General features: G+C 70.9%; 13 protein-coding genes and 1 tRNA gene. 10 read left to right on the plus strand and 4 right to left on the minus strand.

Going from position 1 to position 13,141, the window contains the following annotated elements; all coding sequences use genetic code 11:
• Nucleotides 1-137: 137 nt before the first annotated feature.
• Nucleotides 138-2,927: a penicillin acylase family protein gene (locus tag HW130_RS17485; protein WP_177150520.1), complete on the plus strand. Its 2,790-nt coding sequence runs from the start codon at nt 138-140 to the stop codon at nt 2,925-2,927.
• Here HW130_RS17485 and HW130_RS17490 read toward each other — a convergent pair.
• Nucleotides 2,893-3,510 carry a 5-formyltetrahydrofolate cyclo-ligase gene (locus HW130_RS17490; RefSeq protein ID WP_177150521.1) on the minus strand — a complete coding sequence of 206 codons (618 nt, stop codon included), beginning with the start codon at nt 3,508-3,510 and terminating at the stop codon, nt 2,893-2,895. The genes HW130_RS17485 and HW130_RS17490 overlap by 35 nt on opposite strands.
• A 94-nt stretch (nt 3,511-3,604) precedes the next feature.
• Here HW130_RS17490 and galU point away from each other — a divergent pair, with 94 nt between their 5' ends.
• The 8 genes from galU (at nt 3,605) to HW130_RS17530 (ending at nt 9,728) form a co-directional block, all read left to right on the plus strand.
• Nucleotides 3,605-4,528 (plus strand): UTP--glucose-1-phosphate uridylyltransferase GalU, encoded by a 924-nt coding sequence (gene galU, locus HW130_RS17495; RefSeq protein WP_177150522.1) that lies wholly within the window; start codon nt 3,605-3,607, stop codon nt 4,526-4,528.
• Nucleotides 4,529-4,532: 4 nt separating this feature from the next.
• A complete protein-coding gene (glp, locus tag HW130_RS17500; RefSeq protein WP_177150523.1) occupies nt 4,533-5,843 on the plus strand; it encodes a gephyrin-like molybdotransferase Glp in 1,311 nt (436 codons plus the stop codon).
• A gap of 73 nt (nt 5,844-5,916) precedes the next feature.
• On the plus strand, nt 5,917-6,408 hold the full coding sequence (gene moaC, locus HW130_RS17505) for a cyclic pyranopterin monophosphate synthase MoaC (protein ID WP_177150524.1): 492 nt from the start codon (nt 5,917-5,919) through the stop codon (nt 6,406-6,408).
• On the plus strand, nt 6,405-6,935 hold the full coding sequence (locus HW130_RS17510) for a molybdenum cofactor biosynthesis protein B (protein WP_177150525.1): 531 nt from the start codon (nt 6,405-6,407) through the stop codon (nt 6,933-6,935). Before moaC ends, HW130_RS17510 begins: the two co-directional genes overlap by 4 nt.
• On the plus strand, nt 6,932-7,594 hold the full coding sequence (locus HW130_RS17515) for a GNAT family N-acetyltransferase (protein ID WP_177150526.1): 663 nt from the start codon (nt 6,932-6,934) through the stop codon (nt 7,592-7,594). The genes HW130_RS17510 and HW130_RS17515 overlap by 4 nt, the downstream gene beginning before the upstream one ends.
• Nucleotides 7,595-7,741: 147 nt before the next feature.
• Nucleotides 7,742-8,836: a gephyrin-like molybdotransferase receptor GlpR gene (gene glpR, locus HW130_RS17520; protein ID WP_177150527.1), complete on the plus strand. Its 1,095-nt coding sequence runs from the start codon at nt 7,742-7,744 to the stop codon at nt 8,834-8,836.
• Nucleotides 8,837-8,919: 83 nt separating this feature from the next.
• Nucleotides 8,920-8,993, plus strand: a tRNA-Ala gene (locus tag HW130_RS17525).
• A 117-nt stretch (nt 8,994-9,110) separates the two neighbouring features.
• Nucleotides 9,111-9,728, plus strand: coding sequence for an ATP-binding protein (locus HW130_RS17530; protein WP_177150528.1), 618 nt, complete (start codon nt 9,111-9,113; stop codon nt 9,726-9,728).
• A 219-nt stretch (nt 9,729-9,947) separates the two neighbouring features.
• Here HW130_RS17530 and HW130_RS17535 read toward each other — a convergent pair whose 3' ends face one another.
• Nucleotides 9,948-10,898 carry a serine protease gene (locus HW130_RS17535; RefSeq protein WP_177150529.1) on the minus strand — a complete coding sequence of 317 codons (951 nt, stop codon included), beginning with the start codon at nt 10,896-10,898 and terminating at the stop codon, nt 9,948-9,950.
• Between the two features lie 110 nt (nt 10,899-11,008).
• Nucleotides 11,009-11,497: a GNAT family N-acetyltransferase gene (locus HW130_RS17540; RefSeq protein ID WP_177150530.1), complete on the minus strand. Its 489-nt coding sequence runs from the start codon at nt 11,495-11,497 to the stop codon at nt 11,009-11,011.
• Nucleotides 11,498-11,582: 85 nt separating this feature from the next.
• Here HW130_RS17540 and HW130_RS17545 point away from each other — a divergent pair, with 85 nt between their 5' ends.
• Nucleotides 11,583-12,380 carry an exodeoxyribonuclease III gene (locus HW130_RS17545; protein WP_177150531.1) on the plus strand — a complete coding sequence of 266 codons (798 nt, stop codon included), beginning with the start codon at nt 11,583-11,585 and terminating at the stop codon, nt 12,378-12,380.
• Here the strand turns inward: HW130_RS17545 and HW130_RS17550 are convergent.
• Entirely contained in the window at nt 12,368-13,078 is a 711-nt protein-coding gene (locus HW130_RS17550) for a MerR family transcriptional regulator (protein ID WP_177150567.1), read from the minus strand. The two genes, HW130_RS17545 and HW130_RS17550, sit on opposite strands and share 13 nt — an antisense overlap.
• Between the last annotated feature and the right edge of the window lie 63 nt (nt 13,079-13,141).

Here is a 13,141-nt window from a genome sequence, read left to right on the forward strand (position 1 = left end):
CGTTTCCTTGATGGCGCGATGATCTTTTTGTCCGACTGCGGGGACGGCCTTGTGGATACCGCGTCTGGGCCGGTGGGGCGCTGCGCCTAGAGTTGCCTCAGCATTCCCAGGACCACCCTGCCCCTCGAAGGACAGCGATGCCCGCCAACACAACCGCCTCTTCCCCCAAGAAGAAGAAGGGGCGACGCGCCCGACTGCTCGTGCTCGTCCTGGTGCTGGCGCTCGTCGCGGGTGTCGGTTACGGGGCCTACTGGAGCGTCAGTACAGTTCGCGCCTCGTTCCCCACCACCAACGGCACGATCGAACTCGCGGGCCTCGGCGGCCAGGTCGAGGTCAAACGCGACGGCCACGGCATTCCGCAGATCTACGCGGACAGCGACGAGGACCTGTTCCGCGCCCAGGGCTTCGTCCAGGCGCAGGACCGCTTCTGGGAGATGGACGTCCGCCGGCACATGACGGCGGGCCGGCTCTCCGAGATGTTCGGTTCGGGGCAGGTCGAGACGGACGCCTTCCTGCGCACGCTCGGCTGGCGCAGGGTGGCGCAGCAGGAGTACGACACCAAGCTCTCGCCCGAGACGAAGAAGTACCTCCAGGCGTACGCGGACGGCGTCAACGCGTACCTCAAGGGCCGCTCGGCCGAGGAACTGTCGGTCGAGTACGCGGCCCTGGCCTTCACCAACGACTACGAGCCCGAGCCGTGGACGCCGGTCGACTCCGTGGCCTGGCTCAAGGCGATGGCCTGGGACCTGCGCGGCAACATGCAGGAGGAGATCGACCGCTCGCTGCTCACCAGCAGGCTCAGCGAGAAGCAGATCCGCGACCTGTACCCGCCGTACCCCTACGACCGCAACGAGCCGATAGTGCGGCGGGGCGGGATCGACCCGGTCACCGGCAAGTACGACCCCGCCGCCAAGCCCTCCGGCTCGGCGGACGACGGTGCGGCCGGCAGCGGTTCCGACGGGAGCGGTGAGGCGCTCGGCGGCGCGGGCAGCGCGGCCGGAGCGGGCCAGGGGCTGAACTCCCAGCTGGGCGCGCTCTCCGACACCCTCGACGCGATCCCCGCACTGCTCGGCCCCAGCGGCAACGGCATCGGCTCCAACTCCTGGGTCGTCTCCGGGGCCTACACGACGACCGGCAAGCCCCTGCTGGCCAATGACCCGCACCTCGCGCCTCAGCTGCCGTCCCTCTGGTACCAGATGGGCCTGCACTGCCGCACGGTCTCCGAGCGGTGTTCGTTCGACGTCGCGGGCTACACCTTCTCCGGTATGCCGGGCGTGATAATCGGCCACAACCAGGACATCGCCTGGGGCTTCACCAACCTCGGCGCCGACGTGACCGACCTCTACCTGGAGAAGCTCAGCGGGGACAACTATCTCGTCGGCGGCCGGGAGAAGAAGCTGACCACCCGCACGGAGGTCATCAAGGTCGCCGGCGGCTCCGACAAGACGATCAGGGTCCGCTCCACGGAGCACGGCCCGCTGGTCTCCGACCGCAGCGACGAACTGGAGAAGGTCGGCGAGCGGGCTCCGGTGTCCAACGCCGCACCCGACCGCGGCACCGGTTACGCGGTCTCCCTGCAGTGGACGGCCCTGCAGCCCGGCAAGTCGATGGACGCCGTCTTCGAGCTCAACCAGGCCAGGGACTTCCCGTCCTTCCGCCGCGCCGCCCGCGACTTCGAGGTGCCCTCGCAGAACCTGGTCTACGCCGACACCAAGGGCAACATCGGCTACCAGGCGCCGGGCAAGATCCCGCTGCGCGCCGAGGGCGACGGCACGACGCCCGCGCCCGGCTGGGACCCGAAGTACAAGTGGGACGGCTACATCGCCTTCGACGAGCTGCCCTACGAGTACAACCCGGAGCGCGGCTACATCGTCACCGCGAACCAGGCGGTCGTCGACGCGAAGAAGTACCCGTACCTGATCACCGAGGACTACGGCTACGGCGCCCGGAGCCAGCGGATCAACGACCTCATCGAGTCCAAGATCCGGGGCGGCGGCAAGGTCTCCACCGAAGACATGCGCACCATGCAGATGGACAACAGCAGCGAGATCGCCAAGCTGCTGACGCCTTACCTGCTGAAGATCGACGTCTCCGACCCGTACGTTCGCGAGGCGCAGAAGCTGCTGGAGGGCTGGGACTACACACAGGAACCGGACTCCGGTGCCGCCGCGTACTTCAACGCCGTGTGGCGCAACGTGCTCAAGCTGGCGTTCGGCAACAAGCTCCCCAAGGAGCTCCGGGTCGAGGGCGAGTGTCTGAACGTGCTGCCCGCCGACAGCACCGCGCCGGACGACGACCTGACCGAGCGGGTGCGCGAATGCGGCCAGCGGGACGGCGACTCCGCGCAGCCCGACGGCGGCGACCGCTGGTACGAGGTGGTGCGCCGGCTGCTCAAGGACGAGGGCAACGAGTGGTGGCGCACGCCGGAGACGCGTACGGACGAGGCGACCGACACCCGTGACGGGCTCCTCGCCCGCGCCATGGAGGACGCCCGCTGGGAGCTGACCGCGGAGCTCGGCAAGGACGCCTCCAGCTGGACCTGGGGCCGACTGCACCAGCTGACGCTGAGGAACCAGACGCTGGGCACCGAAGGGCCGGGCTTCCTGCAGTTCGTGCTCAACCGGGGCCCGTGGAACCTGGGCGGCGGCGAGGCCGCGGTCAACGCCACCGGCTGGAACGCGGCAGGCGGCTACGGCGTCGTGTGGGTCCCGTCGATGCGGATGGTCGTCACCGTCGGCGAGTGGGACAAGTCCCGGTGGATCAATCTGACCGGGGCGTCGGGCCACGCCTACAGCGCCCACTACACCGACCAGACCGACAAGTGGGCCGAGGGCGAGCTGCTCGACTGGGTCTACGGCGCCCAGGCGGTGGACGCCGCGACCGTCGACACGCTCAAGCTCGTCCCGCCGGGCGGGCAGGCCCAGTGAAGCGGCGCACCCCCTGAGGCGTGACCACGGCGTGGACGGGGTGGTCGTGCGGTTCCACCGGGACCCGCGCGACCACCTCGTTCGCGTAGAGGAGCACGACGAGGGCCGGATCGGCGTCGGCCATGGCGAGCCGGGCCAGCACGCGGTCGTACGAGCCGCCGCCGCGCCCCAGCCGCATACCCTCGGCGTCGACGGCCAGCCCGGGCAGCAGCACGGCGTCGGCGCCGACGACGGCCGAAGGGCCCAGCCGCTCGCCGTCCGGCTCCAGCAGGCCGCGTCCGGCGGGCACCAGGTGACCAGGGCCGCGGTAGACGCCCCAGTCGAGGTCGTTGTCCGGAAGGAGGACCGGAAGCAGGACCCTCGTGCCGCGCCCGAGCAGCGCGTCGAGCAGTGCACGCGTGCCGGGCTCGCGTCCGACGGAGACGTATGCGGCGACGGTGCCGGCCTCGGCCAGCTCGGGCAGCAGGAGCGCGTGCCGGGCGAGAGCGGCCGCCGCCTCGCTCGCGTCATCGGCGGACAGAAGCCGTCGCGCCCCGAGGAGTTCGGCGCGAAGCACAGTCTTTCCGGACATTTCGTTGCCCATTGGTCGTCTGTAAACCTCTCGTATACGTCTCTATGAGGATGAAGTTAACCGGAGCATCATCTTCCGCCCATATTCAGCGGATATGGTGCTCCGCATGACTCAGTCGCACTCCAGGATCAGCAAGGCTGTCATCCCCGCCGCAGGCCTCGGCACCCGGTTCCTGCCTGCCACGAAAGCCACTCCCAAAGAGATGCTGCCTGTGGTCGACAAGCCCGCGATCCAGTACGTCGTCGAGGAGGCGGTCTCGGCCGGCCTCTCCGACGTCCTGATGATCACGGGTCGCAACAAGCGCCCCCTCGAGGACCACTTCGACCGCAACTATGAGCTGGAGGAGGCGCTCTCCCGCAAGGGCGACGCCGGACGCCTCGCGCGGGTTCAGGAGTCGAGCGACCTCGCCACCATGCACTACGTGCGCCAGGGCGACCCACGCGGGCTCGGTCACGCCGTCCTGTGCGCCGAGCCGCACGTCGGGGACCAGCCCTTCGCCGTCCTCCTCGGCGACGACCTGATCGACCCGCGCGACCCGCTGCTCTCGCGCATGATCGAGATCCAGGAGCGTGAGGGCGGCAGCGTCGTCGCGCTGATGGAGGTCGACCCGGCGCAGATCCACATGTACGGCTGCGCCGCGGTGAAGCCCACCGGTGACAGCGACGTCGTGAAGATCACGGACCTGGTCGAGAAGCCCGACCCCGCCGAGGCCCCCAGCAATCTGGCGATCATCGGCCGTTACGTCCTCGACCCCGCGATCTTCGGGATACTGCGCGAGACCGAGCCGGGCCGCGGCGGCGAGATCCAGCTCACCGACGGCATCCAGAAGCTCGCCGAGGCGGAGCAGTCCGTGGAGGAGGCGGGACGCTCCGGCGGCCCGGTGCACGGGGTGATCTTCAAGGGCCGCCGCTATGACACAGGTGACCGTGGCGACTATCTGCGTGCCATTGTCAGACTCGCGTGCGAACGTGAAGACCTGGGCCCGGAGTTCCGGGACTGGCTTCGCAGCTTTGTGACCGAGGAGATGTAGGACCGTGAGCAGCACGATCTGGTCGGTTGACGACCACCTGGAGGACATCCTCGCCGCGATCCGGCCGCTCGACCCGATCGAGCTCCAGCTGCCGGACGCGCAGGGCTGTGTCCTGGTCGAGGACGTCACCGTCCCGGTCGCGCTGCCCCCCTTCGACAACAGCTCCATGGACGGCTACGCGGTCCGGGTCGCCGATGTGGCGGGTGCGAGCGAGGAGTTCCCCGCCGTGCTCACCGTCATCGGCGACGTGGCGGCCGGCAGCGGCGAGCTTCCCACCGTCGGCCCCGGCCAGGCCGCGCGCATCATGACCGGCGCGCCCCTGCCGCCCGGAGCCGAGGCCGTCGTCCCCGTCGAGTGGACCGACGGCGGCGCCGGAGGCGGGGCCGCGAGCACGATGCGCCCGGCCGGCGAGGCCCCCGAAGGCGCGAGCGGCGAGGTCCGGGTGCACCGGCCCGCCCAGGAGGGGGCCCATGTGCGGGCCGGCGGCAGCGATGTGCAGGCGGGCGATCTCGCACTCGCCGCGGGTACGGTGCTCGGCCCGCCGCAGATCGGGCTGCTCGCCGCGATCGGCCGCGGGACCGTGCGGGTGCGTCCCCGCCCGCGCGTGGTCGTCCTGTCGACCGGCAGCGAACTGGTCCAGCCCGGCGAGAAGTTGGCCGAGGGCCAGATCTACGACTCCAACAGCTTCGCTCTGGCGGCCGCAGCCCGCGACGCCGGCGCGATCTCCTACCGGGTCGGCGCGGTCACCGACGACGCCGAGACGCTCCGCGCCACCATCGAGGACCAGCTGATCCGCGCCGATCTGCTGGTGACCACGGGCGGTGTGAGCGTCGGCGCGTACGACGTGGTCAAGGAGGCGCTCGCCTCGGTCGGTGACGTCGGTGACGAGGACGTGCCCGGCAGCGGGATCGACTTCCGCAAGCTTGCGATGCAGCCGGGCAAGCCGCAGGGCTTCGGTTCCATCGGCCGCGACCACACGCCTCTGCTGGCCCTTCCGGGCAATCCGGTGTCCAGCTACGTGTCCTTCGAGCTGTTCGTCCGGCCCGCGATCCGCACGCTGATGGGCCTGCCGGACGTGCACCGCCCGAAGGTCAGAGCCGCGCTCAAGGCGGACAAGGCACTGTCGTCCCCGGCCGGCAAGCGACAGTTCCTGCGGGGGACCTACGACGCCGGAGCGGGCAGCGTCACCCCGGTCGGGGGCTCCGGCTCCCACCTGATCGCGGCCCTCGCGCAGGCCGACTGCCTGATCATCGTCCCGGAGACCGACACCTCCGTGGAGCCCGGCGCCGAGGTCGACGTGGTCCTCCTGGGGTGAGAGGCGCTGCGTGGCGGTAGCGTGTCTGCGCACACAAGGCCCTGAGGGGACCGGACCGGGAGCGCCACAGCAGATGAGTACGCAAGGCAGGCTGACGCACATCGACGAGGCGGGGGCCGCCCGCATGGTGGACGTCTCCCAGAAGGACGTGACCGCCCGCACCGCGCGGGCGACCGGGCGCGTCCTCGTATCGCGGCAGGTCGTGGAGCTGCTGCGCGGTGAGGGCGTCCCGAAGGGCGACGCGCTCGCCACGGCCAGGATCGCCGGGATCATGGGCGCGAAACGCACGCCCGACCTGATCCCGCTCTGTCACCCGCTCGCCGTCTCGGGCGTGAAGCTGGACCTGTCGGTCACGGACGACGCGGTCGAGATCGCGGCCACCGTGAAGACGACGGACCGCACGGGCGTGGAGATGGAGGCCCTCACCGCTGTCTCCGTCGCCGCGCTCACCGTCGTGGACATGGTGAAGGCGGTCGACAAGGCGGCCGTGATCACCGACATCCGCGTCGAGGAGAAGACGGGCGGCAAGTCCGGCGACTGGACACGCGAGGGAGCACAGTCATGACCACCGCCGCCCACGCCACCGCGCCGTACCGGGCCCTGGTCGTCACCGCATCCAACCGCGCCTCCGACGGGGTGTACGAGGACAAGGGCGGCCCGCTGATCGCCGAGAGGCTCACCGTCCTCGGCTTCGCCGTCGACGGCCCCCGCGTGGTGCCCGACGGCGACCCGGTCGGCGAGGCGCTGCGCGCGGGGGTAGAGGACGGCTACGACGTCATCCTCACCACGGGCGGTACCGGCATCTCGCCCACCGACCTCACACCCGACGTCACACGCGCGCTGCTCGACCATGAGGTCCCCGGCATCGCGGAGGCGATCCGGGCGTACGGGCGGGACAAGGTGCCCACCGCCGTGCTCTCGCGCGGCGTCGCCGGTGTCGCCGGCCACACCCTGATCGTCAACCTGCCGGGCTCCACAGGAGGAGTGCGCGACGGGCTGGCGGTGCTGGAGGGGGTCCTGCGCCATGCAGTGGACCAGATCCGCGGCGGGGACCATCCACGTCCGGCGGACCAGTCGTCACCGACGTCATGAACGTGACCTGGCCCGTGGTCCTCGCGGACGGCGATGTCGTCCTGCGCCCCATAAAGATGCGCGACCAGCGGAACTGGCGCGAGGTCAACCGCCGCAACCGCGACTGGCTGCGGCCCTGGGAGGCCACGATCCCGCCGCCCGCCCCGGGCGGCCCGGCCACGCAGCGCCCGACCTTCCGTCAGATGGTCCGCCACCTGCGGTCGGAGGCGAACGCGGGCCGGATACTGCCGTTCGTCATCGAGTACCGCGGGCGTCTCGTAGGGCAGTTGACCGTCGCCGGGATCACCTGGGGCTCCATGTGCTCGGGCCATGTCGGGTACTGGGTCGACCGGGACGTCGCGGGCCGCGGCGTGATGCCCACGGCGGTGGCTCTCGCCGTGGACCACTGCTTCCGTACGGTGGGACTGCACCGGATGGAAGTGTGCATCCGGCCCGAGAACGTGCCCAGCCGCCGGGTCGTGGAGAAACTCGGATTCCGCGAGGAGGGGCTGCGGCCCCGCTATCTCCACATCGACGGTGCGTGGCGTGACCATCTTGTCTTCGCGCTGACGGTCGAGGAAGTCCCGGAGGGACTTCTGACCCGCTGGCACCAGGCACGACCTGGATCGGCACCCGGAACACCCGGAACGGCATCCGGGACGGCACAGGAAATAAAATAAGTGTTCGAAATTGATCGCCGCCCGGTTGTCGCGGAACGCGAACTGGTCTGAGTAATCACAAAAAAAGTCGGTTGTATCAGCCAGATCGTGCGACACACCGGGCCAATTGGCGGATGCCCTTGCGCGAATCCCTCTACGGTGTGATGCGTGAGCAGCAGCGGCCTCATCTACGCAGTCATCGTCGGGGCCTGGGCCGCCTACTTGGTGCCGATGTGGCTCCGCAGGCAGGACGAGCTCAACGAAGCCCGTCCCACGGAACGCTTCTCCACCGCCATCCGGCTGTTGTCCGGCCGGGCGGGGATGGAGCGCCGGTACGCCAAGGAGCTGCGGGAACGCACCGCAGAGGGGCCCGAGCACGACGTGGACCCGGATGCCGCCACGGACCGGCTGAGTTCTGTGGACGTCCGGGCCTTCGCCGCGCCCCGAACCGAAGTGCGCCAGGACGCGTCGTCCGGCGCGACCTCGGACGCCGACCCTCCGGGCCGTCCGCCGGCCCGGCGCCCGGCCCCGCGGCAGCGGCAGAGCCGCGCCGCCGTCGAGCGGGCCCGGCGCAGCAAGGTACTGGCCCGCCGCAGACGGACGACGTCGGTCCTGTTCGTCGCCTTCACCGCCGGTGCGGTCGTCGCGGCGATCGGCGGACTCGGCTTCCTGTGGGCGCCGGGCGCCCCGGCCGTCCTGCTGAGCATCTACATCGTGCATCTGCGGACCCAGGAGCGGCGGCGCTTCGCGTACGTCATGGACCGCAGGCAGGCCGAGGCCGCGGCACAGCGGCTGCGGGAGAACCGGCCGCGCCGCCACCAGCCGCCCGTCGGCGCGCCGGAGCCCGACGAGGAGCCCGCCGCGCACGCCGAGCCGGAGCCGGCGCCGAGGCTCTCCCCGCAGGAGGCCGGGCGCCGGGCGCTGGTCGAGCAGACCGACCACGCCGAGTGGGTGGATCAGCAGCGCCAGCGCGGCCCGGCGACCGGCGACAGCTGGGACCCCGTTCCCGTGCCGCTGCCGACGTACGTCACCGCTCCCGTCGCCCCGCGCGCGTCGAGCGGTGTGGACGTCAGCGATCCGGAGACGTGGAGCGCGGCCCGCTCCTCGGCCGCGGAGCCGACGACCCCGGCCGCGCCGGCACCGACCGCGGAGCCGCCGGCGGGCCGGCGGCCTCCCCAGCAACGCCGCTCCCGTGACCGCGGCCGCACGCCGCTCTTCGATCAGTACGCGGACGAGGACCGGCCGCGCGCGGCCAACGAGTGACGCCGCCCCGGCGGCATCCGTGACCAGGGGGGAACGGATTTCCAAGCACCCCGATGGGGATGCTAGAGTTTCACTCGTTGCAAGGGCCTGTGGCGCAGTCTGGTAGCGCACCTCGTTCGCATCGAGGGGGTCTGGGGTTCAAATCCCCACAGGTCCACCGCAGCTGAGAGCCCCGATCGGAGAGATCCGATCGGGGCTCTTCGGCGTCGTACAGCAGCGAAGTACAGCAACTACGTCGCAACGCATCCGCGAGCATCGTCTGCATACTTCTCGGATGGAGATGCGCTCAAGGGGCACCTGGCAGAACACGACGCATGACTGGGCGAGCACGGTCGACGTCGACCACCTTCAACACATCCGCCGGAACCCGGCCCTCTTCGCCCCTGACGGCATCCGGCACCTGATCCTCGAAGTCGTCGCCTATGCGGCTGATGAGGCTGAACGCAACAACGGCGGACATTGCCGCGTCACTCTCCACGCCGACGGCTCCGTCTCCGTCTGCGATGACGGGCGCGGCACGGACACACGCCTCGACGACCGCGGCGAAGCCGTGAAGAAGCCGATCATGGCGACCAGGGACCTGCGCTTCTTCGACCACCCCGATGCACAGATACTGCCCAACGGACACCCCAGGCGCGGCATGTCCGTCGTCGCCGCACTCAGCAACCAGCTGATCCACACCAACCGCCGCCACAACGGAGCCTGGGCCCAGCGATACGAACAAGGCGTCCCCGTCACCGGCCTGACGCCAATCGCCCATGACGGCGCGACCGGGACCACCGTCCGGTTCCTGCCCAATCAGTCCCTACGTGCCGCGAGCGCCCCGACCGCCGATGAACTGACGCGACTCGCCACAGCTTGGCCACACCTGACCCTCGAAGTCCACGGCTGACGCTCCGGATGACTCACTGCCGCGGGACTGAAGCGCAACTCATGTGGGCAACGATCATCCGCGCGGCGGGGAACGATCTTCTGGCCGCGGGCGCCGCCGCAGCGACGAACCTGCTCGCGGTGGCGCTGGGGCGCGCGGCCGCCGGAGGGCCGTGAACCCGGGGCCGCCAGGCCCCGTGCGGCCGGACCGTGAGCCGGTCCGGCCGTGCGGGACAGGGGCTCAGGAGGCCTGTGCCTTGTCGTAGACCGCCTTGGCCTCGTTGCCGAAGTACGGGCCGAACATCCGGTTGGGCAGGAAGGTGTACCCGAAGCTGTTCACCGAGACCTGCAGGCCGGTGCCGGTCGCCTCGCTGAACGAGGTGAACCACGGACCGCCGCTGGAGCCGCCGGTCATGTTGCAGCCCAGGCTGTGGTCCTGCGAGAAGAGGAAGTCCTTCGAGCTGTTGCCGCTGCAGTGGATCAGCTTGCTGCCGTCGTACGGGGCGGCGGCGGGGAAGCCGAAGGCGTACATCGCCTTGTTGTAACCGCCGTTGAACTGCAGGCCCTGCGCGCCGACGGTCTGCGCCAGCGTCCTGCCGTTCAGCGGGGCGACGACGGCCGCGCCCACGTCGTAGTTGATGTCCTCGCTCGCCGCCCACTGGTCGGTCGCCAGGGTCTTCGTCGCGCTCCATTGTCCGTACGGGGCATGGCCGTTGTTGTAGGCGGGGACGAAGACCCAGTTGGTGTGCCAGGAGCCCTGGTACTTCACGCAGTGGCCGGCGGTGATGACCGTGCTGCCGTTCTGGCTGGTGACCGAGTTGCCGGAACAGGACGCCGTACGGCCCTGGAAGGTGAAGAACACCCGGCCCGACGTCTTCACGACGGCTCCGCCGCCGGTCCAGGGACCACCGGGCTGCGGGAACGCGGTCGGCGCGATCACCGTCTTCTCGCCGCCGGGCGCGGGGGCCTTGACCGAGCCGGGGACGGTGCGGATCAGGTCGAGCGGGGTGGCGGCGCGCATGCGCTCGGCGGTCCAGAAGCCGGTCGGCGCCTGCTTCGGGGCGAAGGACGCGGGCGTGGAGGTGGGAGGAGAGGGAACGGGGGCCGCGGCGGCGGAGGCGGCCGACAGGGCCCCGGCGAACAGGGCCGTGACGGCCAGCACGGTGCCGGCGATGGTGCGATGGCGTCTCACGCAGGTCTCCTTCTGCCGTGCCCGCCCGGTGGCGCACGAGGGCGGGGTGGGGGACGAGGCGGTGCGGAAGGACGTGCGTGAGGCAGGGTGCCACGAAAGGCGCGGCTATGTCAGGAGCGCGTCAAAGGTTTGGCCATGCACAGGCTGCTCTCGTAGCAGCGGTAGTGGCCGAATTTCGCGCAGGGTTCGTAGCCGCTGGACCGGTAGAGCGCTATCGCCTCGGGCTGCATGTCGCCGGTCTCCAGGACCATCCGGATCCGGCCGGCGGCGCGGGCGTCCTCTTCCAGGGCGGCGAGGATGCGGCGGGCGAGGCCGAGCCCGCGGGCCTCGGGGACCACGTACATGCGCTTCAGCTCGGCGTCGCCGTCCGAGTACCCCATCGGGTTCTCGTCCTGGGTCCGCCAGCCACCGGTGGCCACGGGGCGCTCGTGGACGTCGTACGCGATGAGATACAGGCCACTCGGCCGCTCGAACATCGAGGCGTCGAGGGGGGTGGCGTCGCCCTCCCCGTCCCCGTAGCGCTCGACGTACTCGAGCTGGACCTGGTCGTTGAGTTTGACGGCGTCGGGGTGGTCGAACGCCATGGCTCTGAGCTGCATGCGGAAAAGCGTACGGGGATGCGCACCGGAGCGGGTGCGGCGGCGGACCGACCCGGCCGGCCGGCCGGGTCGGTAGGCTGCCGGAATGCTCACCGTGACCTCCGTGAATGTGAACGGGCTGCGCGCCGCCGCGAAGAAGGGCTTCGGCCCGTGGCTGGCGGGCTCCTCCGCCGACGTGGTCTGCCTCCAGGAGGTGCGCGCGGAGGCCGACCAGCTGCCGGCCGAGGTGCGCAGCCCCGAGGGGTGGTTCACGGTGCACGCCCCGGCCGCCGCGAAGGGACGCGCGGGGGTCGCCCTGTACACGCGGCGCGAGCCGGACGGGGTGCGGATCGGCTTCGGGTCGAGCGAGTTCGACGGCGCCGGCCGGTACGTGGAGGCCGACCTCCCCGGAGTCACCGTCGCGAGCCTGTACCTGCCCTCCGGTGAGGTGGGCACGGAGCGGCAGGACGAGAAGACGCGGTTCATGGACGAGTTCCTGCCGTACCTGAAGGAGCTGCGGGAGCGGGCGGCCGCGGACGGCCGCGAGGTCGTGGTCTGCGGCGACTGGAACATCGCCCACCAGGAGGCCGACCTCAGGAACTGGAAGGGCAACCGGAAGAACTCGGGCTTCCTCCCCGAGGAGCGCGACTGGCTCACCCGGGTGTACGGGGAGGCCGGTTACGTGGACGTGGTGCGCGCCCTGCACCCCGACCAGGAGGGCCCCTACTCGTGGTGGTCCTACCGTGGGCGGGCCTTCGACAACGACACGGGCTGGCGCATCGACCTCCAGGTGGCGACGCCCGGTCTCGCGCAGCGGGCCGTGAAGGCGTGGGTGGAGCGGGCCGCGACGCACGGCGAGCGCTGGAGCGACCACGCGCCGGTGAGCGCCGTCTACGAACTCTGAGCGGCGTCCGGGCGGCCGGGCTCGTCGTCCGGCCGGCCGGCCGGGGCCGGGTGCTCGCGGCTCTCGTGCTCCTCGCCCGGTGACGGCGTGCGCAGGCGCCGGTCCATCGCCATCGACAGCTCCGCGTCGACCACGCTCTTGGCCAGCGGGCGCAGGCGCTCCAGCTCGGACTCCGCGCTGTGGGCCGTGAGCATGTCGATGAACAGTTCCGCCAGCGCGTCCGCGTGCGTGCGGACCCGGCGGCCCGTCTCCAGGACCGCCGCGAGCGGCACGCCCTCCCGTACCAGCTCGGCCGAGACGTCCAGGAGCCTGCGGCTGATGTGGACGATCTCGTCACCGTCGGTCGCCAGGTAGCCCAGCTCCAGCGCCTTGGCGAAGTTCTCCGGGGTGACCTCGCCCTCGAAGTAGTCGGCGAGGGCCTCCGGGGTGAGCCGGACCGGTGTCTCCTCGGTGGGTTCGCCCAGGCCGAGGACCTCGCCGACGTCCCGGCCGCTCTCGAACGCGGTCGCGAGGTCCGCGATGCCGTTGAGCGTGTGGCCGCGCTCCAGCAGGGCGGCGATCGTCCGCAGCCTGGCCAGGTGATGTTCGTCGTACCAGGCGATGCGGCCCTCGCGGCGAGGTGGCTGTATCAGGCCGCGCTCGCGGTAGAAGCGCAGGGTGCGCACCGTGATGCCGGCCTCCTTGGCCAATTCCTCCATGCGGTACTCGCGCGCCTCAGTCACAGCAGCAGCCTATGTTGTACCACCGGTAACTTGTGGGCG

Origin of the sequence: Streptomyces sp. PKU-EA00015 (assembly GCF_013387495.1) — a bacterium.
Lineage (GTDB): Bacteria > Actinomycetota > Actinomycetes > Streptomycetales > Streptomycetaceae > Streptomyces.

Coding starts and splice junctions, on each gene's coding strand:
- HW130_RS17485 (WP_177150520.1), top strand. CDS start 138: ATGCCCGCCAACACAACCGCCTCTTCCCCCAAGAAGAAGAAGGGGCGA.
- HW130_RS17490 (WP_177150521.1), bottom strand. CDS start 3,510: ATGGGCAACGAAATGTCCGGAAAGACTGTGCTTCGCGCCGAACTCCTC.
- galU (WP_177150522.1), top strand. CDS start 3,605: ATGACTCAGTCGCACTCCAGGATCAGCAAGGCTGTCATCCCCGCCGCA.
- moaC (WP_177150524.1), top strand. CDS start 5,917: ATGAGTACGCAAGGCAGGCTGACGCACATCGACGAGGCGGGGGCCGCC.
- HW130_RS17510 (WP_177150525.1), top strand. CDS start 6,405: ATGACCACCGCCGCCCACGCCACCGCGCCGTACCGGGCCCTGGTCGTC.
- HW130_RS17515 (WP_177150526.1), top strand. CDS start 6,932: ATGAACGTGACCTGGCCCGTGGTCCTCGCGGACGGCGATGTCGTCCTG.
- HW130_RS17530 (WP_177150528.1), top strand. CDS start 9,111: ATGGAGATGCGCTCAAGGGGCACCTGGCAGAACACGACGCATGACTGG.
- HW130_RS17540 (WP_177150530.1), bottom strand. CDS start 11,497: ATGCAGCTCAGAGCCATGGCGTTCGACCACCCCGACGCCGTCAAACTC.
- HW130_RS17545 (WP_177150531.1), top strand. CDS start 11,583: ATGCTCACCGTGACCTCCGTGAATGTGAACGGGCTGCGCGCCGCCGCG.
- HW130_RS17550 (WP_177150567.1), bottom strand. CDS start 13,078: ATGGAGGAATTGGCCAAGGAGGCCGGCATCACGGTGCGCACCCTGCGC.